At 72.4% G+C, this 19,885-nt stretch carries 20 protein-coding genes; 13 read left to right on the top strand and 7 right to left on the bottom strand.

Features of this window, described 5'->3' with window-relative positions; translation table 11 throughout:
- Positions 1–27: 27 nt before the first annotated feature.
- The 10 genes from ACWEKM_RS15505 (at position 28) to npdG (ending at position 9,696) form a co-directional block, all read left to right on the top strand.
- Positions 28–993: a PDR/VanB family oxidoreductase gene (locus ACWEKM_RS15505; protein ID WP_451621687.1), complete on the top strand. Its 966-nt coding sequence runs from the start codon at positions 28–30 to the stop codon at positions 991–993.
- 78 nt (positions 994–1,071) lie between these two features.
- Entirely contained in the window at positions 1,072–2,328 is a 1,257-nt protein-coding gene (locus tag ACWEKM_RS15510) for a Rieske 2Fe-2S domain-containing protein (RefSeq protein ID WP_451621688.1), read from the top strand.
- The gene (locus ACWEKM_RS15515; RefSeq protein WP_451621689.1) at positions 2,318–3,178 is read left to right on the top strand and encodes an alpha/beta fold hydrolase; all 861 of its coding nucleotides are present in this window, start codon (positions 2,318–2,320) and stop codon (positions 3,176–3,178) included. The genes ACWEKM_RS15510 and ACWEKM_RS15515 overlap by 11 nt, the downstream gene beginning before the upstream one ends.
- Positions 3,179–3,215: 37 nt before the next feature.
- On the top strand, positions 3,216–3,386 hold the full coding sequence (locus ACWEKM_RS15520) for a hypothetical protein (protein WP_451621690.1): 171 nt from the start codon (positions 3,216–3,218) through the stop codon (positions 3,384–3,386).
- A complete protein-coding gene (locus ACWEKM_RS15525; protein WP_451621691.1) occupies positions 3,376–4,728 on the top strand; it encodes a M20 family metallopeptidase in 1,353 nt (450 codons plus the stop codon). The genes ACWEKM_RS15520 and ACWEKM_RS15525 overlap by 11 nt, the downstream gene beginning before the upstream one ends.
- Positions 4,725–5,660 carry a DODA-type extradiol aromatic ring-opening family dioxygenase gene (locus ACWEKM_RS15530; protein ID WP_451621692.1) on the top strand — a complete coding sequence of 312 codons (936 nt, stop codon included), beginning with the start codon at positions 4,725–4,727 and terminating at the stop codon, positions 5,658–5,660. The genes ACWEKM_RS15525 and ACWEKM_RS15530 overlap by 4 nt, the downstream gene beginning before the upstream one ends.
- Positions 5,661–5,781: 121 nt before the next feature.
- Positions 5,782–6,639 (top strand): alpha/beta fold hydrolase, encoded by an 858-nt coding sequence (locus tag ACWEKM_RS15535; protein ID WP_451621693.1) that lies wholly within the window; start codon positions 5,782–5,784, stop codon positions 6,637–6,639.
- Positions 6,636–7,685: an LLM class flavin-dependent oxidoreductase gene (locus ACWEKM_RS15540; protein ID WP_451621694.1), complete on the top strand. Its 1,050-nt coding sequence runs from the start codon at positions 6,636–6,638 to the stop codon at positions 7,683–7,685. Before ACWEKM_RS15535 ends, ACWEKM_RS15540 begins: the two co-directional genes overlap by 4 nt.
- On the top strand, positions 7,682–9,010 hold the full coding sequence (locus ACWEKM_RS15545; RefSeq protein ID WP_451621695.1) for an MmgE/PrpD family protein: 1,329 nt from the start codon (positions 7,682–7,684) through the stop codon (positions 9,008–9,010). The genes ACWEKM_RS15540 and ACWEKM_RS15545 overlap by 4 nt, the downstream gene beginning before the upstream one ends.
- A gap of 26 nt (positions 9,011–9,036) precedes the next feature.
- Positions 9,037–9,696 carry an NADPH-dependent F420 reductase gene (npdG, locus tag ACWEKM_RS15550; protein ID WP_451621696.1) on the top strand — a complete coding sequence of 220 codons (660 nt, stop codon included), beginning with the start codon at positions 9,037–9,039 and terminating at the stop codon, positions 9,694–9,696.
- Between the two features lie 87 nt (positions 9,697–9,783).
- On the opposite strand, the gene ACWEKM_RS15555 is transcribed toward npdG, so the two are convergent.
- The 7 genes from ACWEKM_RS15555 to ACWEKM_RS15585 all read right to left on the bottom strand — a co-directional run bounded on the left by ACWEKM_RS15555 (position 9,784) and on the right by ACWEKM_RS15585 (position 17,081).
- Positions 9,784–10,929 (bottom strand): phosphotransferase enzyme family protein, encoded by a 1,146-nt coding sequence (locus ACWEKM_RS15555; RefSeq protein ID WP_451621697.1) that lies wholly within the window; start codon positions 10,927–10,929, stop codon positions 9,784–9,786.
- On the bottom strand, positions 10,926–11,726 hold the full coding sequence (locus ACWEKM_RS15560; RefSeq protein ID WP_451621698.1) for an ABC transporter ATP-binding protein: 801 nt from the start codon (positions 11,724–11,726) through the stop codon (positions 10,926–10,928). The genes ACWEKM_RS15555 and ACWEKM_RS15560 overlap by 4 nt, the downstream gene beginning before the upstream one ends.
- A 134-nt stretch (positions 11,727–11,860) precedes the next feature.
- The gene (locus ACWEKM_RS15565; protein ID WP_451621699.1) at positions 11,861–12,781 is read right to left on the bottom strand and encodes an ABC transporter permease; all 921 of its coding nucleotides are present in this window, start codon (positions 12,779–12,781) and stop codon (positions 11,861–11,863) included.
- Positions 12,778–13,848 (bottom strand): ABC transporter substrate-binding protein, encoded by a 1,071-nt coding sequence (locus ACWEKM_RS15570; RefSeq protein ID WP_451621700.1) that lies wholly within the window; start codon positions 13,846–13,848, stop codon positions 12,778–12,780. Before ACWEKM_RS15570 ends, ACWEKM_RS15565 begins: the two co-directional genes overlap by 4 nt.
- The gene (locus ACWEKM_RS15575; protein WP_451621701.1) at positions 13,845–13,991 is read right to left on the bottom strand and encodes a hypothetical protein; all 147 of its coding nucleotides are present in this window, start codon (positions 13,989–13,991) and stop codon (positions 13,845–13,847) included. Before ACWEKM_RS15575 ends, ACWEKM_RS15570 begins: the two co-directional genes overlap by 4 nt.
- Positions 13,988–14,947 (bottom strand): ABC transporter substrate-binding protein, encoded by a 960-nt coding sequence (locus tag ACWEKM_RS15580; protein ID WP_451621702.1) that lies wholly within the window; start codon positions 14,945–14,947, stop codon positions 13,988–13,990. Before ACWEKM_RS15580 ends, ACWEKM_RS15575 begins: the two co-directional genes overlap by 4 nt.
- 1,423 nt (positions 14,948–16,370) lie before the next feature.
- Entirely contained in the window at positions 16,371–17,081 is a 711-nt protein-coding gene (locus ACWEKM_RS15585; RefSeq protein WP_451621703.1) for a GntR family transcriptional regulator, read from the bottom strand.
- A gap of 248 nt (positions 17,082–17,329) precedes the next feature.
- Between ACWEKM_RS15585 and ACWEKM_RS15590 the strand changes: the two genes are divergently transcribed.
- The 3 genes from ACWEKM_RS15590 (at position 17,330) to ACWEKM_RS15600 (ending at position 19,876) form a co-directional block, all read left to right on the top strand.
- Entirely contained in the window at positions 17,330–18,364 is a 1,035-nt protein-coding gene (locus ACWEKM_RS15590) for a sulfurtransferase (protein WP_451621704.1), read from the top strand.
- 458 nt (positions 18,365–18,822) lie between these two features.
- Positions 18,823–19,611 carry a GntR family transcriptional regulator gene (locus ACWEKM_RS15595; protein WP_451621705.1) on the top strand — a complete coding sequence of 263 codons (789 nt, stop codon included), beginning with the start codon at positions 18,823–18,825 and terminating at the stop codon, positions 19,609–19,611.
- Positions 19,612–19,648: 37 nt separating this feature from the next.
- Positions 19,649–19,876, top strand: coding sequence for a 4Fe-4S dicluster domain-containing protein (locus tag ACWEKM_RS15600; RefSeq protein ID WP_123762442.1), 228 nt, complete (start codon positions 19,649–19,651; stop codon positions 19,874–19,876).
- The last annotated feature ends 9 nt before the right edge of the window (positions 19,877–19,885 follow it).

The raw sequence follows: 19,885 nt of genomic DNA on the forward strand, positions 1-19,885 counted from the left end.
AGTACGAACAACTTTCAGGAGGAGACCGTGAGCGAACCACTGGACGACGACGGCGTCCTCGACCTGCGGGTCGAGCAGATCCGCCGGGAATCCGACGGGGTCGTCTCGGTGACCCTCGTGGACCCGGAAGGAGCGGCGCTCCCGGCCTGGACCCCTGGCTCCCACCTGGACCTGGTGCTGCCCGGCGGCACCCGGCAGTACTCGCTGTGCGGGGATCCGGGCGAGCGGTACGAGTACCGCTTCGCGGTGCTGCGCGCGGAGCCGTCCCGCGGCGGCTCGCAGTATGTGCACAACACCCTGCGGGTCGGCGATCTCGTCGAGGTGGGCGGTCCGCGCAACCGCTTCGCCCTGGCGCCCGCCGAGCGGTATCTGTTCCTCGCCGGCGGCATCGGCATCACCCCCCTGCTGCCGATGGTGGCGGCCGCCGAGGCGCGCGGAGCGCGGTGGTCCCTGGCCTACGGGGGCCGGCGCCGCTCGTCGATGGCCTTCCTGGACGAGCTGGCCCGCTACGGCGACAAGGTCGACATCGTCGCGGAGGCCGAGCGCGGCCCGCTCGACCTGGACGCGCTGCTCGGCACGCCCGCGCCGGACACCGCGGTGTACTGCTGCGGCCCCGAGGGCCTGCTCGCCGCCGTCGAACAGCGGTGCGCGTCCTGGCCCGAGGGCAGCCTGCACGTCGAACGGTTCAAGGCGAAGTCCCCCACGGCGGGCGAGATCGCACCCGACCGGGAGTTCGAGGTGGTCTGCGAGCAGGCCGGGACATCCGTGCGGGTACCCGTGGGCCGGTCGGTCCTCGACTGCCTCGACGAAGTGGGAGTCGTCGTGCCCAGCGCCTGCCGGGAAGGCGTCTGCGGAAGCTGCGAGACGAAAATCCTGGCGGGCGAGGTGGAACACCGCGACTCGCTGCTCACGGCGAGCGAACGGGAGTCGGGCCGGACGATGATGCTCTGCGTCTCCCGGGCCGTCTCCGACCAGTTGGTCCTTGACCTGTGAAGTGCCGCCTTCCCGCCCAGGAGCGGGGCCTTGTACGGAATCGGTTGTGAAGCTCGGAAACGGACTCGGAGTTCAGCCATGGTGAATAACGGAAAGAACGCGGGCGGCGACGCCGCGGCCGTCGGGGAACCGCCCGTGGCCCGGCGCAGGCCGCGCACCCCCGCCGCCGCCCAACTGCCCGTCGCCCAGGCGGCGCTGCGGCCGGTGTCGGACCCCGAGGGGCAGGACTGGTCCGCCTGGCCCGTCTACAACAGCGCCACCCTCGGCTTCCGGGACTTCTGGTACCCCGTGCAGTGGGCCGGACAGGTCGGCGAGAAGCCGGTCCCGATCACCCTGCTCGGCGAGAAGATCGTACTGGTCCGGGACAAGGGTGTGGTCCATGCGCTGCACGACCGCTGCCCGCACCGCGGGGTCCCGCTGTCCCTGGGCCGCCGCCAGTTCCCCGGTACCCTCAGCTGCCCGTACCACGGCTGGACCTACGACCTGAACGACGGCAAGCTGTGCGCGGTCCTCACGGACGGCCCCGACTCGCCGATCTGCGGCAAGCTGGCGGTCCGCACCTACCCAGTCGCCGAACGCCTGGGCCTGGTCTGGGTGTACATGGGCGACGGCGAGGCCCCGCCGGTGGAGCGGGACATCCCCGAGGAACTCCTCTCCGATCCGTTCGTGATGGGCGGCAGGACCGACATCCGCAAGGGGAACTGGCGGTTCGCCGCCGAGAACGGCTTCGACGAGGGCCACGCCAAGTACCTCCACAACACGGCTCTGTGGCGGCTGTTCAAGGTCATGCCCGCCTGGAACAAGACCCGCATCGTGGAGTCCGGTTCCTGGCTCATCCGGGTCCAGGACGAGGTGCACTGGGAGGCCGACTACCCGGGCGTGGGCACCTGGTCCAACAAACGCTGGTGGAAGCGGGCGGCACTGCCGGACCGCCCGGGCAAGTCGGGGGACATCAACCCGGTCATCGCCAGGATGGACCTCCCCGGATTCGTCTCGATCCGCCTTCCCGGACTGCTCCGGGTGGCCTACCCCCACTTCATCCACTACGAGTGGTACGTCCCGGTGGACGCCGAGCACGTCCGTTACGTGCAGATCATGGTGCGGTTCGAAACCGGACCCAAGGCCGCGCTGTTCAAGGCCAAGTACCTGGCCGCCGTCCGGTGGCTCTTCCACGGGCAGTTCACGGGCCAGGACGCCTGGATGGTCGACGTCATGGACGCGCCGCCGGAGCGGCTCTACCGCCCCGATCTGTCCCTGACCGCCTGGCGCCGCCACATCGAACGCAGCCGGCCGACCGTCCAGCCGCAGCGCAAGGGCCGGGCAGATGGCAACTGAGGTCCCTCCCGGCCGCCGGTTCCAGGTCCACGGGGTGGGGCTGCGGGTGATCGAACTCGGCACGGCCGGCACGCCCACCGTGCTTCTCCACGGCGGCGGGCCGGGCTGCTCGGCCTGGACGGACTTCGCAGCCGTCGCCGCACCGCTCGCCGAGGGGCGCCGGCTGATCCTGATCGACCTGCCGCAGTACGGCGGCTCGGACATCCCCGACATCACCGGACCGCTGTTCTCCTTCCACGCCGCGCATGTGCTGGGCGTGCTGGACGCGCTCGGGATCGGCCGCGCCGACTTCGTCTGCCAGTCGCTCGGGGGCTCGGTGGCCCTGCGCCTGGCCGCCGGGCATCCGGACCGCGTCGGCCGCCTGGTGGTCACCGGCAGCCAGCCGATCCCACCGCCGGAGCCGGACCCGCACGCGGCCTCGCTCGCCACGCGGATCCGCGACGAGTACTACGACGAGGGCGGACCGAGCCCGGACAAGATGCGTGCCCTGATGACCCGCCTTGAATGGTATGACCCGGCCGGGCCGCCCCCCGAGACGGTCGCCCTGCGCTACGCCCACAGCACCACCCCGCGTGCGCTGGCGCTCGGGACGGACCGCACACGGCGAGGCGCGTCCGAGGACCTCACCGAGGCGCTCGCCCGGGTGACGGCGCCGGTGCTGTTGCTGTGGGGAGCGCATGACCCCTTCTGCGGCCCGGACTACGTCCTCGCGCTGGCGCGACGGCTGTCCTGCGTCGATGTGTCCGTCCTCGGCCGGACCTCGCACCACCCCGCGGAGGAGCGGCCCGCGCACTACGCCCGCCTGGTCCACACCTTCCTGACCGAAGACTTCCCGTCCCCCCACCCGTGATCGGCGCACCGCGCCAGAACAAGCGGAGGTTCATCCCATGTCACGTACGGCGCTACTGGCGGGCGTCACCGGCGCCCTCGTCGCTCTCGCCGCCGCCACACCCCTTCGACGCGCCGGAGCCGCGCTGATCCTCAAGACCACCGGCACCGTGATCCGCGACGAGCGGCCCCGGGCCCACACGGCGGGAACGACCCACGATGGCCACTGACATCGCCGGTCTCGACCCGCAGCGACGGGCCTGGACCGAGGCCGCCTGGAAACAGATCGACGATCACCGTCTCAGCGAACTCGTCGTCGGTATGGTGGGCATCCCCAGCCCGACCGGCGAGGAGGGACGACTGGCCGGCTGGCTCGCCGAACGGCTCGACGAATCCGGCGCCGAGGGCCGGTACCAGCCGATCGACGAGACCCAGGGCAACGCGGTCGGCCGACTGCGCGGCGACGGCACGGGCGTGGACCTGCTGCTGTACGCCCCGATCGACACGCTCACCGTCGGCACGGAGGAGGAGGACCTGCCATGGGCCGGCCCGGTGCTCCGCCCCGACATGCGCGCGGAGCCGACCGTCGACGGCGACTACGTGCTCGGTCTGGGCGCGAGCAACCCCAAGGGGCACGGTGCCTGTCTGATCGCCGCCGTGGAGGCGGTCCGGCGTGCCGGGGTGCCGCTGCGGGGTGATGTGCTGGTCGGGCTGGGCGCGGGCGGTATGCCGACCAACCGGCGGCCCGTTCCGCACGCCCGGTACAACGCCGGGCAGGGCAACGGCTGTTCGTTCATGCTCGAACAGGGGATGTGGGCCGACTACGCGCTGATCGCCAAGCCCGGCTGGACCACGGCCTGGGAGGAGGTCGGCCTGTGCTGGTTCGAGGTCCGCCTGCACGGGACCTACGGCTACGTCGGCAGCCGTCACCGCATGACGTACCGCAACCCCATCGTGGACGCCGGCATCGTGATCGCCGAGTTGGAGCGATGGCTGCCCGAATACACCGCACGGCACACCGACGGGCTGGTCGCCCCGCAGGGCAACGTCGGCTCCATCGAAGGCGGTTGGCCGCGGACCGCCTCGCTCTCCCCCGCCCTGTGCCGGTTCACCGTCGATCTGCGGATCAGCCCCAGGACCAGCCCGGTGCAGGCCCGGCGCGAGTTCGCCGCGGCGATGGAGGCGATCCGCGCCGCCCACCCGGAGATCGGCCTGGACTGGGAGATGACGCTCGCCGTCCCCGGCACGTCCACCCCGGAGGCCAGCTGGATCGTCCGCGCCGGCAAGGCCGCCTGGGAGGAGATCGAGGGGCGCCCGCATGAGCCGATCCTGCTCAACAGCGGTGCCACCGACGCCAACATCCTGCGCAACCGGGGCATCCCCACGGCCCGGATCGGCATGGACCGGATCGACGCCGAGGCCCCGCTGCCGCTGGACTTCCCCGCCGGAATGAACGTCGTGGACCTCCGCGAGGCCCATCGCCTGACCAGGTGTCTGGTACACGCCGTGATCAACACCTGCACCCGTACGAGGACGGAAGTTACCGACGCGGAAGGAAGTGCCCTGTCATGAGTTCGGTGGTCCTGGGGGTGGGTGCCTCGCACAGCACCCTGATGAACACACACTGGCAGGAGGTGGACCACCTCCCGGGCGCACACCGTTTCCGTGACGGACTGCACGAAGCCGCTCGCGCGCTGGCCGAGGCCCGCCCCGACGCGGTCGTGGTCATCGGTTCGAACCACTTCCGCGGGTTCTTCCTGGACATGATGCCGGCCATCACCGTCGGCGTCGGCGAACTGCTGGGCGCGGGCGAGGCCGGCACGCCCTCGGGCGCGCTGCCCGTGGACACCGCGCTGGCCCGCCACCTGGTGGAGTCCCTCGTCGGCGACGGATTCGACCCGGCGTTCTCACTGCGGCTGACGGTGGACCACGGCATCACGCACAGCCTCCAGCACCTGGTGCCGGAACTGGACGTGCCGGTGGTGCCCGTGGTGATCAACATGTTCGCGCCGCCGCTGCCTTCACTGGCCCGCTGCCACGCCCTCGGCCGGGCGATCGGCTCCGCCGTCCGCGGCGACGGCGAGGCCAAGCGGATCGCGGTGCTGGCCTCCGGCGGGCTGTCCCACCAACTGCCCTGGCCCGCATGGTTCGAGGCGCTCAGCGACGACGACCGCTTCCTGGTCGAGGCGTGGCTCAACGGCCGGGACTCATGGGCCGAGTACGAGGTGCGGCGCCGCCAGATCATCCGGGCGGCCGAGCCACAGATCAACGAGGAGTTCGACCGGCGCTTCCTCGACATGGTCGAGGCCGGTGACCTCGGCCCGCTCCTCGGCCTCAGCTCCGAGGAGGTGGCGGCCCAGGCCGGCAACGGCGCCCAGGAGATCCGCTCCTGGATCGCGATGGTCGCCGCCCTCGGCCCGTGCACCGGACGCGCTCTGGCCTACGCCGCGATGGACGAGTGGCTCACGGGGATGGGCGTCGCCGTCCTCGAACCCCGGTCCTGATCCCGCCGAAGGACCCGAACCCGAAGTGGCCGAAGTGGCCGAAGTGGCCGCTGACATCAGAACAGCTCAAGACGCCGAAATGGCCCAAGACGTCGAACGACTGAAGAAAGCGACATCCCTCATGACCATATGGACTGATCTGACCGGCGTGGACTTCCACCTCGGACATGTGAACGCAGGGGGCATCCGCACCCGGACACTGCGCGCGGGAACGGGCGAGGCCGTGGTCTTTCTGCACGGCACCAGCGGCCACCTGGAGGCGTTCGTCCGAAACATCCCCGCCCACGTGGCCGCCGGATACGCCTGCCATGCGATCGACATGATCGGTCACGGCTACACCACCGGCCCCGACTACCCGTACCGGATCCCCCGCTACGTGGAACACGTACTGGCGTATCTGGACGCCTGTGGTATCGATCGCGCCCACTTCGTGGGCGAGTCGCTCGGCGGCTGGGTGGCCGGGCGGCTGGCCGCCGACCACCCCGACCGGGTGAGCCGTCTCACCCTGGTCGCGCCCGGTGGCACCGTGGCCAACCCCGAGGTGATGGAGCGCATCAGAACCAGCACCCGCAAGGCGGTGGAGAGCGACGACATCGCCTTCACCCGCAAGCGGCTCGAACTGCTCATGTTCGACCCCGCGGCAAATGTCAGCGACGAACTGGTCGAGGTCCGGCACGCGATCTACCACCAGCCCGAGTTCGTCAAGGCGCTGCCGAACCTGCTGTGCCTACAGGAGATGGAGAACCGTGTGGAGGATCTGCTCAGCCCCGAGCAGATGGCCCGGATCACCGCGCCGACACTGATCGTCTGGGGCGCGCAGAACCCCTTCGGTGACGTCCCCGAGGCACACGCCCTGCACCGGAGCATCCCCGGTTCGACCCTGGAGATCTTCCCCGAGTGCGGTCACTGGCCCCAGCACGAGCACGCGGACCGGTTCAACGCCCTGCACCTGGAGTTCCTGAGCGGGGCGCGGGCATGAACGTCCCGGGGCAGGGCGGGCCGCGCATCGGCATCCGCATACCGCCGTGCGACCGCGTGGACCGGCTGGCGGCGACGGCCCGGCGGGCGGAGGAACTCGGCTTCGACCAGGTGTGGTTCCCCGACTCCCAGCTGCTGTGGCGGGACGTGTTCACCGTGCTGACCGCGGCTGCCCTGGGCACCGAGCGGATCGGCCTCGGCAGCGCGGTCACCAACCTGGCCACCAGGCACCCGGCCGTCGTCGCCTCGGCCGCGCGCAGCGTCGCCGAACTGGCCCCCGGCAGGTTCACCCTCGGCCTCGGTGTGGGCAACAGCTCGGTCGCCCCCATCGGGATGCGGCAGAGCACCGGGGCGGAGCTGCGCGACGGACTCGCCATGCTGCGGGCACTGTTCCAGGGACATGAATGGGACTTCAACGGCGTACGGTCCCGACTTCGGGACCCGGCCCCGAACATCCCGATCCACCTGGCCGCCAGCGGACCCCGGAACCTGCGGCTGGCCGGGGAGATCGCCGACGGGGTCATCCTGCTCAGCGGCGTCTCGCAGAAGACGCTCGCCGGCGCCACCGCCCGGGTGCGGGAGGGCGCCGAGGCCGCGGGCCGCACCACCGGGTCGATCCCGCTGACGGTCTCGGCGTACTGCGCGGTGACCGACGACGTGGCGGCCGACGCCCGGCTGCTCAAGCCGATCTGCGCATCGATCGCGCAGAACGGCGGAGCGCCCTTCCTCGCCCTCGCGGGCATAGAACTGGACGTTCCCGCAAGGGTGGAAGGGGTCTACCCGGATCTTGTACACGCCGAGGACTGGAACGCGGCCGTCAAGATCACCTCACAGTGGGTGAGCGACGAGGCCGCCCTCCGTTTCGCCCAGGAGTTCTGTCTGTTCGGCACCGCCGAGGAGATCACCGAACGGCTGAGGACGCTGCATGCCGACGGGGTGACCCATGTGTTCCTCCAGCACGTGGGTTCCTACGACCCGCCCACCGAGCTGATCGAAAGCCTCGGGTCCGAGGTGCTGCCCGCGTTGCGGCCGGAGCCTGACCGGTGAGCGTCCTGGAGGAACTGGCCGAGCGCGGCCGACGCGGCCTCCACACAGCCGACGAGACCACGCGGTCGCTGGCCGCCCTGCACGTCCTGGACACGCTGGGCTGTGTGGTGGCCGGTGCCTCGCATCCGCTGGCGGCGCCGCTGGCCCGGTTCGCGTCGCAGACCGGTGACACCGGTGAGCTGTGCACACCGGCCCTGGCCGGGGGGCACTCCCTGCGGATGGCGGTGCTCGCGGAATCGGTGCTGGCCCACGTCGACGAGTACGACGCCCTGCATCCTGCCGCGGCGGTGGTGCCGTCGGCCGTGGTGGTCCCGGCCGCCCTGGCCGTGGCCGACCGCGAGGGGCTGCCGGGCAGGGCCGTCACCGACGCCGTGATCATCGGTTACGAGGTCGTCGTCGAGGCGGGGCTGCGGTTCGGCGGTCCGAAGCTGTACGGCAACGCCTGGTGGCCGACCGCGGTCTTCGGCGCGCTGGGCTCAGCGGCGGCCACGGCGCAGCTGCTGCGCCTCGACCACGAGGAGACACTCGCGGCTCTGGGCCTGGCGGCGGCCGGGCTCGGCGGGCTGCTCAGCACGGATGAACTCGCCGCCGGGCACTACCTCCTCGCCGGGCGGGCCGCGGCCGACGGGGTGGACGCCGCCTATCTCGCCCGGGCCGGCGGCCGGGCCAGCCGCACCCTGCTGGACGAGCCCACGACCGCCGCGCTCGGAGCGAGCGCCGCACCTCCCTCGCCCGGCGGAAGGCCCCATCTCGGCGACTGTGTGTTCAAGGCGTACCCATGCGCCCGGCCGCTGCACGCGGCGCTGGACGCGCTCGACGCGCTGGCGGTCGGGGGCATGCCGATCCACACGGCTCGTCGGGTGGAGATCCTGCTGCCCGCGACGCTGCTGCGCTTCGTCACCGCCGACCGGGCACCCTCGGGCCCGACCGAGGCCGCGGCCAGCGCGGTCTTCGCCGTCGCGGCCTGGCTCCATGGGGCCGCGGGCGACGTCTCCTTCTTCCGGGGTGCCCTGCCCGAGGACACTCCGGAGGTGGTCCTGGGCCACGCCCCCGAACTCGACTCCCGCCTGCCGGAGCACTGGGGCGCCCGGGTGATCGTCGACCTCGCGGACGGACAGCGGGGCGAGTTGGAGATGACGGGCGCGGGACGGGAGGCCGCACGGTCCACACCCACGGAAGCGGTCACGGCCAAGTTCCGGCGTCAGACCGGAGTCGACCGGGACGCCCCGGACTGGCAGCGGTGGATGGTGCGGTGCCTGTCGCTGGACACCGTGGCAGACATCGGCGCCTTCCGGCACACCCTGTGCCGGCTGGCCGGCCGGTAGTACCCCTCGAATCGCAAGGAGCCGACATGTCCCCCTACAAGATCGCCGTCCTGGGCGGCACAGGTCCCCAGGGCAAGGGCCTGGCCTACCGGTTCGTCAAGTCCGGTCATACGGTCGTCATCGGATCGCGGTCCGCCGAGCGCGCCGAGGACACGGCGGCCGACATCATGCGCCGGGTCGGCGAGGCCGCCTCGGTCAGCGGCACGGACAACGCCACCGCCGCCGAGGCCGCGGACGTCGTCGTTCTCGCCGTGCCCTACCAGGGACACGCCGAACTGGTCGCACACCTGGGGCCCCGACTGGCGGGCAAGGTGCTGATCAGCTGTGTCAACCCGCTCGGCTTCGACCAGCGGGGCCCCTACGGTCTGGCCGTCGCCGACGGCAGCGCGGCCGAGGAGGCGCAGCGACTCGTCCCCGAGGCGAAACTGGCCGGTGCGTTCCATCATCTGTCGGCCGTGAACCTGTGGAGCGAGGCCGAACTGCTGCACGAGGACGTGCTCGTCTGCGGCGACGACGAGCAGGCGAAAGCAGTGGCCGCGGAGCTCGCGCAGACGATCACCGGCCGGGTCGGCATCGACGCGGGGGCGCTGCGCCTGGCCCGGCACCTGGAACCGCTCACCGCCACCTTGATCAGCATCAACAGGCGGTACAAGACCCGCTCCGGTATCCGTGTCATCGGCCTGTGACACGGCTGGCGCGGTCGGGCCGCGGTCGAGCCGCGGTCGGACTGCCGGAACTGTCCGGGCCGGTTCGGGGATGCGTGCGGCGTGACTTCAGCGGGCGGTCAGCAGCCGGCAGGTCTCCCGTAGCTGACGCAACACGGCCAGCCCGTCCGGCGAAGCGAACCAGCGGGTGTGGTCGGTGAAGTACGCCCGCGCCAGCGCGGTGTTGGCGGCGGAGCGCGTCACACCGTGGAAGTAGTCCATCTCCGACAGCGCGTACTCGGCGTTGACCAGCGGCAGCAGTGCGGGCAGCGCCTCGGCCTCCGCCTCCGTCAGCGGACGGACGCCGGCGTAGCCCTCCAGCAGGGCCGTCATATGCGCGTACTGCACCGGCACCTGTCCGCCGGGCAGGTCCAGCCAGCCGAAGGCATTGCGTTCGAGGGCCACCGCAAGGTCGTGCACGGCCGTGGTCCGGTCGCTGAGGCCGAAGTCGAGCACGGTGGCGACCGTCTCCGCGCCGTCCGCGGTGTTCCACAACAGGTTGGAGGCGTGCCAGTCGTTGTGTGTCCACAGCGGCTCCAACTCGCGCAGCACCGGTGCGAGTTCGGCGTGCAGCGGCAGATGCCAGCGGGCCAGGTCCGGATCGAGGGGGTGCGAGCGCAGTGCCTCGGCCAGGGCCGGCCGCTCGGCGGTGTAGGCGTCGAGCGCCGCCGCCGGATCGGGGGCCGAGAAGATCCGGAAGGACGACACCAAGGGCTGCGCCCGGCGAGCCGGGGCGTGGTGGCCGACGGCCGCCCGGTGCAGCCGGGCGAGCGCGGCGCCCGCCTCCCGGGCGTGCCGGGTGGCGGCGAACGGTGTCCACGACAGGGCGTCCTGGTACAGGTCGGACCCGGTGCCCAGGGAGTGCACCTCGTAGGTCCACTCGCCGCGCGCCGCGCTGTCGAGGACCTCCACCACGGGGGCTCCGTGGGAGCGCAGATGGCGCAGGAACGCGTGTTCCTCGGCCAGTCCGTCGAGGGTCCGTACGGAGCTGTGGTGCCGTTTGAGGAACACCCGCTGCCCGTCGTGCTCGACGACGGCCGCCGCGGACAGTGGCCGGGGGCTGTGCCAGTGCAGCCGTACCGGGCCGCCGAGCACGTCCGCCGCTTCGCTGCCGGTCAGCGGCGCCCAGTCCGGCTCGACCCGCTCGTAGCCCAGGCCGTGGGTGGCCGGCCGGGTCGCTGCCGTGGCGTCGTTGGCGTCGTGGGCGTCGGTCATCGTACGGCTCCCACCGGGGCGGCGAGCGCGGCCAGCACCTGCTTCTCGACGGCGGCGGCCGTGACCGGGTCCAGGGCGCGGGGCCCGTCTCCGGCGGGCGACGGTCGGGGCACTTCGATGCGTGCGGTCACCGATGCGGGCCGAGGCGAGAGCACATGGACCGTGTCGGCGAGCACCACCGCTTCCCGGATGTCGTGGGTGACCAGCACCACTGTCCAGCGGTACCGCTGCCACATGTCGGCCAGCCAGTGCTGCAGATCGGTGCGGGTGAGGGAGTCCAACGCGCCGAACGGCTCGTCCAGCAGCAGCAGCGGCCGTTCGAGCACCACGGTGCGCAGCAGCGCGGCGCGCTGCCGCATGCCGCCGCTGAGCTGGGCGGGGTAGCTGTCCTGGAAGCCGTCGAGGCCGAACGCGTCGAACAGGGCGGCGGCCCGGCGTCGGGCCTCCGCCCGCCGCACGCCCTGGGCCTCCAGGCCGAGCGCGGTGTTGGCGAGGATCGTGCGCCAGGGGAAGAGCAGGTCCTTCTGCGGCATGTAGGCGACCCGGCCGGAGCGGGTGCGCGGGGGCTCCCCGTCCACCAGGACCTCTCCCGCGGTGGGCCGGTCCAGTCCGGAGACGAGGTTGAGCAGGGTGCTCTTGCCGCTGCCGCTCGGGCCGATCACGGCGACGAACTCGCCGGGCGCGACGGACAGGTCGAGGCCGCGCAGGACTTCCAGACCGTCGTAGGTCTTGTCGACCTGCCGCAGCAGGAGTCGGGGGTCGGGGCCGGACGGGGCCGGGGCGCCGGGAGCGGTCATGGCGTCCTGCCTTTCAAGGCGTGGGTCTGATCTGGAAGGGCCGCGGACAGGACCCGTCGGCACTCGCGCGCCGACGCCTCGACGTCCTGGGGGCGATGATCCGTGGCGGAGCGCGCGGTCACACTTCACCCCCGTCACCCTCGGGGCGTGACAACACGACTGGGGTGTTCCTTTCGCCGGGTCGCTCGCGACCAGGGCAGGACGAGGCGCTGGAGGAGGTAGGTCGCCGCGAACAGGGCGATGCTCAGGGCGGCGGTCACGGCCACGGCGGCGAAGACGAGGTCGGTGCGGAAGGCGCTCTTCTGCGCCTGCATGTAGATGCCGAGTCCGTTCTCCGCTCCGGCGTACTCCGCGAACACCGCGCCGACCACGGCATAGGTGATGCTCACGCGCAGTCCGGCGAAGAAGTAGGGCATCGCGCTGGGCACCCGTACCATGCGGAACGCGCGCAGCCGTCCGGCGCCCAGGGAGCGCAGCAGCCGAAGGGCCTCCGGGTCGGCGGAGGCGAACCCGGCGGCGAGGTTGGCGGCGAGCGGGAAGAACGTGGCGAGGGTGACCACCAGCATCTTCGGGAACAGGCCGAAGCCGAACCAGATGATGAGCAGCGGCGCGACGGCCACGATCGGGATGGTCTGGGAGGCGACCAGCAGCGGGTACAGGCCGCGCCGGGCCCAGACGGAGAAGTCCAGCAGGACCGCCACCAGCCAGGCGGCGGCGAACGACATGGCGAAGCCCGCCACGGTCTCCTGGAGCGTGGGCAGGGTGGCCTCCCACAGGTCCTGCCGGTTCTGCCAGCCCTGGGAGACCACCCGCCAGGGTCCGGGCAGGACGGTCGGGTCGACGTCGGCGGCGCTGGTGTAGGTCTGCCAGACCGCGAGCAGCACCGCGACGACCAGGATCGGTGGCAGGACGACGGACAGGCGGCGCGGGCCACGCCGGGCCCGGGGCTCGGTGGCGGCCCCGGGTCGGGGGTTCGCCGGGTCCGGCCCGGGGGCGGGCCGCGTGGACGCCGCCCGGACGGCGGGGCCGGGCGTGCCGGTGGTGGTGCCGGTCACGACTTCTCCGGAAGGTAGTCGTTCGTGAACCACGCCGAGGTGTCCGGCGTGGCGGTGAGCTTCTTGCCGCCTGCGTCGCTCAGCAGCCCGGCCTGGTACTCGAAGTCGGCGAATGCCTGCCAGCGCCGGGCGGACTGGGTGCCGAGCGAGCCGTCGGCGGCACGGTAGTAGGAGTCGGCGAGCAGCTTCTCGCTCTGCTGGACCAGTTCGGTGTTGGTCAGCACGCTCTTGTTCGCCTTGATGAGCAGGTCGGCGGCGCTCGAGGGGTTGTCCACGGCGTAGGCGTAGCCGCGCTCCACCGCGGCGAGGAACTTCCGTGCCGTCGTGCCGTTCGCCTTCAGGTACTGGTCGGAGGAGGCGATCAGGGTGGAGTAGATCTCGGGGAAGCCGTAGTCGGTGAGTTCGAAGTTCTTCAGGGGCTTGCCGCTGAGCTTCGCTTCCAGTCCTTCCCAGGTCGGCATCGGCATCGCGAAGTCCGCCTTGCCCGCGTACAGGGCGGAGTAGGCGGAGGTGCTGAGGGTGACCGCCTTGAAGTCGCCCTTGCCGCCCGCGTTCTTGATGACGGACTGCAGCAGGGGCTTCTCGTAGGCGGCGCCGAACCCGGCGTACGTCTTGCCGTCCAGGTCCTTGGGCGAGGTGATGTCGTTGCGGCGGGCGGAGACCGCGATGGTGACGTCGGTCTTCTGCGTCACGGCGTAGACGGAGGTGATGTCCTGCCCGGCCGACCGGGCGGCGGTGATCCCCTCCTGGTAGGAGATGCCGAAGTCCGCCTTGTGGTTGGCGATGAGTGTCTCGGGCGAGGTCGAGCCGTAGGGCACGATCTTCAGGTCGATCCCGGCGTCCTTGAACCAGCCGAGCTGCTGGGCGACGTAGATGCCGGTGTGGTTGGTGTTCGGCGTCCAGTCGAGGGCGAGGGTGACCGGGGTCAGGCCCTTGGCGCCGTCGGCGGAGGGGCCGGAACCGGAGGAGCAGGCGGCGGTGGCGAGCAGGGCGGCGAGGGCGGCGGCCGCCACCGCGACGCGGGCGGTGCGGTGCGACGCTCGGGAGAGCGGGTGGATCGGGTTCACAGGACGGGCTCGTTTCTGGCGGCGGGCGGGGGCTGCCCGGTGCGGGCGAGGAAGGCCGGGGGGTGGCGGGTGACGCCGGGACACGGCAGGGCGTCGCGGGGCCGACCGGACCCGGTGCACGCGGCGGCCGGTGCCGGGTTCACGCGATCTCCTGGCCGGCCGGAACCGCTGCGGAGTCCCGCGCTTCGACGCGGGGCAGCAGTTCCGTGGTGTACGCCGCGCGCCAGCCGTCGGCATCGGACAGTACGCCGTGGGCGGCGAGCCAGTCGGCGTAGGGGCCCATCCGGTCCTCGGCGATGACGCCCCACCGGCCGTCCGGGTCGGTCCAGGTCGGAGCCACCAGCTCCAGCGACCGGGCGATCAGCGGGCGCGGGAAGTAGGGGATGACGCGTTCCAGCAGGGCCAGGGTGGCGGGCTGGTCGGCGGCGGCGGTGGCGAATCCGCGCGCGGTGACCGCGAGGAACCGGCGCATCGCGTCGGGGTCGGCCCGCACCGTCTCCTCGTGCGCCCCCAGCAGATAGCTGTGGTAGCGGGGGGCGCCGATCTCGTCCACGGGCCAGGTCAGGCGGCGCTCCTCGCGCAGGTCGCCGCGGAGCGCGTCCCATGACCAGTAGACGCCGAAGGTGGCGTCCGCCTCCCCGGACTCCAGCTCGTCGACGGTCAGTTCGCGGTACCCGGAGTCGACCGTCACCACGGCGTCGGGGTCACCGCCGTCCGCGGCGACGAGGTGGCGCACCATGGCCCGGCCGCGCGGTGTCGGGTTGTACGCCAGGCGCCGCCCGGCCAGGTCGCGGGGCCGCTCGATGCCACGGCCGGTGACGGTCTGCACTGCTTCCAGGGCACGGTGGTTGACGGCGGCCAGCGCGACCAACTGCTGCCCTTGGGATCGGCGCACCAGCAGCCGGTTGGGCGGGAAGACGCCGAAGTCCGCCTGGCGGCGGGCCAGATACTCCAGGGTGTCGCCGCGGCCCGGATCCTGCACGCGCAGTTCGACCTCCAGCCCGGCCTCCCGGTACCAGCCTCGGTCGCGGGCGACGAAGAAGCCCGCGGAGTTGGGCCAGGGGTGGAAGTAGTCGAGCATGACACGGATGTGGGACACGTCGGCTCCGGATCGGGTGGGGGTGGGAAGGGAAGGCGGAAGCGGCGCGGCGGGGCGGGGCGGTCAGCCGCGCCGGTGGCGGGGACCGACGGCGGCCGGGGCCGCACATGTGCTCGCGCGGGGCGGCGCCCTGGTAATCGGTCCAGGTCCACAACACCCGCCCGCGACACCGGAGTTCGGCCACGGCGATCGTGATGGCGGTGTTGGTGGCGATGGGGGAGAACCGCGGGCACCGTTGAGCAGGTTCCCCTGTGGTCGGCGGGATGCACCTTGGCGGGGTCTGCGAGCCCGCCGGAGGCGGCGGCACGGAGCACGGCGTCGTCGTCCGCCCGGCTGCCTTCCCGCAACTTGTGGACGTCGTCGGCCATGAACTCCTCGGCCACGGCGTGCCGTTCGTCGTGCGGGGTCCGCCGCCGCAGGCCGAGGTCCCGGGCGGCGCGGTCCAGGGCCGAGCTGACGATGTCCCCACCGATCCGCCCGTTGCTCGGGTGGTCGAGCGTGGTCGTCTTCCGGGCGAACGCCAGCGGGCGTTGGCCGGTGGCGGAGACGGTGGGGACGCATCCGAGGTGCGTGGTGGCGGCGGTCGGAGCGCCGATCAGGAGCAGCGGGTCGCCGCTGGGGGTGGCTATGCGGTCCCGCTGGGCCGCGTCGACGGAGCCCTGGTGGACGTCGAGCGGGGCGGTCCCCATCCGATGGGCCAGGTCACGGTGTCGGTGTGCCTGGCTGTCGGGGTGGCGCCACAGGCCCATCGCGGTCCGCCCCACGGTCGACCGGCGCGGACCGCCACGGGGTATCCGCCGGGGCGCGGGGCCGGCAGCGGGAGAGGACGGGCTCATGGTGATGCTCCGGGTCGAGGGGAAGGCGGGGCGCGGGCGGGCGGTGAAGGGCGCGCGCCCATTGCGCCGTGGGGGGCCGGTGAACGAACGGCCGGACAAAGGGCCGACGACGGGGGGCCAGGTGGAGCGGGCAGCCGGGGGCCTGTTACGGCTGGGCGTCCGCGCGGCACGGCGGGAGGTGCGGCGCCGGTGCGGCGTCCGCGGGTCAGCCGGCGGTACAGAAAGCGCTGGCGCAGCGCCCGAGATCGACATGGCGGCGCAGCGTGAGGCGACAGTCGCGGCCGACGGCGGCCGGGCGGAGGAACGACGGTCCGCTCAGGAGGTTCGTGGGCATCCGTGGCTCCTCTCCGGTCGGTCCGGCACGGTCGGGGACGCACATCCGGTCCGCAGAGCGGAAGTTGATGGCGTGATAGTGCACTTTATCGGGATAACATCCGATGTAGTGGCGGCGAGCCTAACATTCATTCGATTCCGGTCAACCCGCCGTCCGCATGGCGGCACGGGGGCGGTCCGCGGCGCCATAGGGCCGGTCGCGCCGCCTCGGGCAGCCGGTCCGTGCCGCGCAGCGCGGTCCCTCGCCCGTGGGGTCATGGCTGGTCGCCGCCGTCGCCGCCGACCAGCGCGGTGATGCGCTGCTCCAGACTCCGGCGCAGATGCGTGCGCGCGGCCTCCCGGGCCCGGTCGGGATCGTGGTCGTGCAGGGCGTTCAGGATCAGGTCGTGCTCGTGCTGCAACGGTTCGATCCCGCCGAACGGGGACGGTGGTCCGCTGTCGTAGATCCGCAGCCGTGCGGTGAGCTTGACCAGCAGCTCGTTGATGGTCGCGTTGTGCCCCGCCAGCCACAGCAGTTCATGGAAACGGAAACTGGCCGCGCGGGCGGCCGCTCCCCCGTCGCTCCCGCCGGCGGCCAGGATCATCTCGTGCTGGCGGCGCAGCCGGGCGAGGTCGAGTCCGGTGGCCCGCAGCGCGGCCGAGGCCGCGGCCTCCGACTCCAGGGCGATGCGCGCCTCGTAGATCTCCACGACGTCCTCGGCCGTGCCCGACCTGACGCGGAATCCGCGCTGGGCCCGCTCCAGCAGCCCGTCGTGCTCCAGCAGTGCCAGGGCTTCCCGCATCGGCGTCCGGGACACCCCGTAGTCGCTGCTCAGGGCGGTCTCCATGAGGGCCGAGCCGGGCGGGAAGCGACCCTCCAGGACGTCACGGCGCAGCCGCCAGTACAGCTCCGAGCCGGACGGCACCGCCTCGACGGGCGCGGCCGGTGTCCCGGAGTCGGGTGGGGACGGAGTGCGTCTCGGCATGGCGGTCCTCGGTCGGCCGGTACGGGTCACCCGCCTGACGGTGGGACGGCGACCCCGACAGAATGGATACGGGCAGGGCCTACCGTACAGGATGCGTATCCATGCGTATACGCTGGTGCCGCCCAGGGTGTTGTTACCCCAGGTGGACGGCGCACGGCCGACCCGACTGACCACACCCGCCGTCGCGCCCGTCTCCGCCGATCCACCCCTCCGGGAACTCCCGGACCGACTTCACGAAAGGCGGACGCATGAGCCAGGGCACGCCCGGTACGCGCCGCGAGGACGTACTGATCGACGTCGACGAACTGACCAGCCTGCTCGCGGCGGGCCACGGCACCGCGCAGGACGCCGACCCGGCGCACCTGGACCCGTACGGGGCAGACTCGGCGGACGCCGCCTGCCCCGTGTTGGTGCTGGACGCGACGGTCGCCCTGGCCCAGCCCGCCCACGACGGCGACTACCGCGCCGCCTCGGGTGCCGCGGCCTGGGCCCGGGCCCATATCCCGGGCTCCCGGCACGTGGACCTGCTGACCCGCTTCACCGACCCGACGGCGCCGTACCACTTCGCCCACCCCCCGCGCCGCGCGGTCCGGCGGGAGCTGGCCTCGCTGGGAGCCACCGAGGAGACCACCGTCGTCCTGTACGACCAGGGTTCGGTGCAGTGGGCAGCCCGGCTGTGGTGGATGCTGCGGGACGCCGGCGTCCCGGCCCGCGTCCTGGACGGCGGCCTGCCCGCATGGACCGCGGCGGGGCTGCCGGTGGCGACGGCAGCCGAACCCGCACCGGTGGCGACGGCACCCGCACCTGCACCCGCACCGGTGGAGGCCGTACGCCCGCCCGAAGCCGACCCGTTCCCCCGTGCCGCGGCCGGTGACGCCGCCCGCCCCTCGCTCTGGGCCGACAAGGAGGACGTCAGGGCGGTGAGCGAGCGCCGCACGGCAGGCACCCTGGTGTGCGCCCTCAGCGCCGCGCACTTCGAAGGCACCACCCCCACCCGCTACAGCAGGCGCGGCCGCATCCCCGGCAGTGTGAACCTGCCCGCCCAGGCAGCCCTGAGCCCCGGCGGGCTGCTACTGACGGGCACTCAACTCAGAGCCTACGCACGCCAGTTGCCCGACGGGCCCAAGGATCCGGTCGTCCTGTACTGCGGAGGCGGCATATCCGCCACACTCGGCGCCCTGGCCCTCACCGTGGCAGGCGTCGGCGAACTGGCCGTGTACGACGGCTCGTTGGAGGAATGGACAGCCGATCCGGGGTGCCCCGTCCACACCGGAACCGCCTGAGAGCGGCACGAGGGCCAGGGCGCCACGCGCGGTACACACGACAGCGCGGATCGGCCGACGGTACGGCAACACCCCGGAAAGCCCACCGCGAACACACCGCCGACACCCGGCCGACCACCGCGGCGACTTTCGCGTCCGCCCGTCGACGCCCGCGCCCGCCCCCTCGACCACCGGCCCGACCAGCCCTCACCCCACTTCCCCCCACTCCCCCGCTCCCCTCCGCAGACGCCGTCGTGCCGACCGTCCTCGGGAGTGGCCGGCCACGGCGCGCGCATCCGGCTCGGAGACATCCGCCCCGGCGACACGGTGTTCGTCACCGGGGCAGCCCGCCGGGCGCCCTGGCGGAACTTCCCTCCCGGCCGTCGAAAGTCCAGGTCAGCGGCGTGTCCGGCGATGTGTCAGGTGGCGCAACAGTTCCGCAACACCACCTTCCCTACCGGATGGGTATGGTTCCGGCCATGCCTGCGACCGACCGCATCCGAGACCACGCCGGCCAGGGCGCGACCACCGTCGCCGCCCACCGCGCGCGACGTCGGCTGCGCGCGGACCGGGCGCGCCAGCTCGCCGACCTCCTCCGTCACCAGATCCTCGCCGACGGCTACCCCTCCGGGACCCTCCCCCATGAGTCCACTCTCGCCACCGACTACGACGCCTCCCGCAACACCGTCCGCGAGGCCCTGGACCTGCTGCGCGCCGAGGGCCTCGTGGAACGCCAGCCCGGCGTCGGCACCGTGGTCGTGGCCCGCAAGTACCCCCATGGCCTCGACCGCCTGATGGGCCTCGCGGAAACCCTTCACGAGCACGGCCGGGTCACCAACGAGGTCCGCACGATGGGCCCCGCCCCGGCCCCCCTCCCCGTCGCCGACCGCCTCCGCGTCCCACCCGGCAGCGATGTCCTCTACATCGAACGCCTGCGCCGTCTGAACGGCCTCCCCCTCTCCCTCGACCTCACCTACATCCCCCTGGACATCGGTTCCGCCCTGCTGGGTGAGGACCTGGAGAACACCGATGTCTTCCGCCTCCTGGAGGCCGTCACCGGCCGGCGGCTCGGCCACGCCGAGATCACCCTGGAGGCGGTCAACGCCGACCCCCACTCCGCCGCCGTACTGCAGGCTCCGCGCGGCTCGGCCGTCCTCATGCTGGAACGCCTCACCCACCTCGCCGACGGCCGTCCGGTCGACCTGGAGTTCATCCGCTTCCGCGGCGATCGCATCTCGATGAGCGGCCTGCTGCACCGCTCCCTCTGACGCACCCCTCAAGTGCTCGACCTCCCTGGAGACAGCCATGGCCTTGGCGCCCCAGCGGGCCGACGTGCCCGTGACCATCGACGAGTCGAAGTGCATCGACGGCTGCACGCTCTGCGTGGACATGTGCCCGTTGGACTCCCTCGCCATCGACACCAGCAGCGGCAAGGCGTACATGCACGTCGACGAGTGCTGGTACTGCGGCCCGTGCGCGGCCCGCTGTCCCACCGGAGCCGTCACGGTCAACATGCCCTACCTGCTCCGGTGAAAGGCCCCA

The sequence above is a fragment of the Streptomyces sp. NPDC004752 genome, assembly GCF_053601275.1.

Coding starts and splice junctions, on each gene's coding strand:
- ACWEKM_RS15510 (WP_451621688.1), top strand. CDS start 1,072: ATGGTGAATAACGGAAAGAACGCGGGCGGCGACGCCGCGGCCGTCGGG.
- ACWEKM_RS15515 (WP_451621689.1), top strand. CDS start 2,318: ATGGCAACTGAGGTCCCTCCCGGCCGCCGGTTCCAGGTCCACGGGGTG.
- ACWEKM_RS15520 (WP_451621690.1), top strand. CDS start 3,216: ATGTCACGTACGGCGCTACTGGCGGGCGTCACCGGCGCCCTCGTCGCT.
- ACWEKM_RS15525 (WP_451621691.1), top strand. CDS start 3,376: ATGGCCACTGACATCGCCGGTCTCGACCCGCAGCGACGGGCCTGGACC.
- ACWEKM_RS15530 (WP_451621692.1), top strand. CDS start 4,725: ATGAGTTCGGTGGTCCTGGGGGTGGGTGCCTCGCACAGCACCCTGATG.
- ACWEKM_RS15535 (WP_451621693.1), top strand. CDS start 5,782: ATGACCATATGGACTGATCTGACCGGCGTGGACTTCCACCTCGGACAT.
- ACWEKM_RS15540 (WP_451621694.1), top strand. CDS start 6,636: ATGAACGTCCCGGGGCAGGGCGGGCCGCGCATCGGCATCCGCATACCG.
- npdG (WP_451621696.1), top strand. CDS start 9,037: ATGTCCCCCTACAAGATCGCCGTCCTGGGCGGCACAGGTCCCCAGGGC.
- ACWEKM_RS15555 (WP_451621697.1), bottom strand. CDS start 10,929: ATGACCGACGCCCACGACGCCAACGACGCCACGGCAGCGACCCGGCCG.
- ACWEKM_RS15560 (WP_451621698.1), bottom strand. CDS start 11,726: ATGACCGCTCCCGGCGCCCCGGCCCCGTCCGGCCCCGACCCCCGACTC.
- ACWEKM_RS15585 (WP_451621703.1), bottom strand. CDS start 17,081: ATGCCGAGACGCACTCCGTCCCCACCCGACTCCGGGACACCGGCCGCG.
- ACWEKM_RS15590 (WP_451621704.1), top strand. CDS start 17,330: ATGAGCCAGGGCACGCCCGGTACGCGCCGCGAGGACGTACTGATCGAC.
- ACWEKM_RS15595 (WP_451621705.1), top strand. CDS start 18,823: ATGCCTGCGACCGACCGCATCCGAGACCACGCCGGCCAGGGCGCGACC.
- ACWEKM_RS15600 (WP_123762442.1), top strand. CDS start 19,649: ATGGCCTTGGCGCCCCAGCGGGCCGACGTGCCCGTGACCATCGACGAG.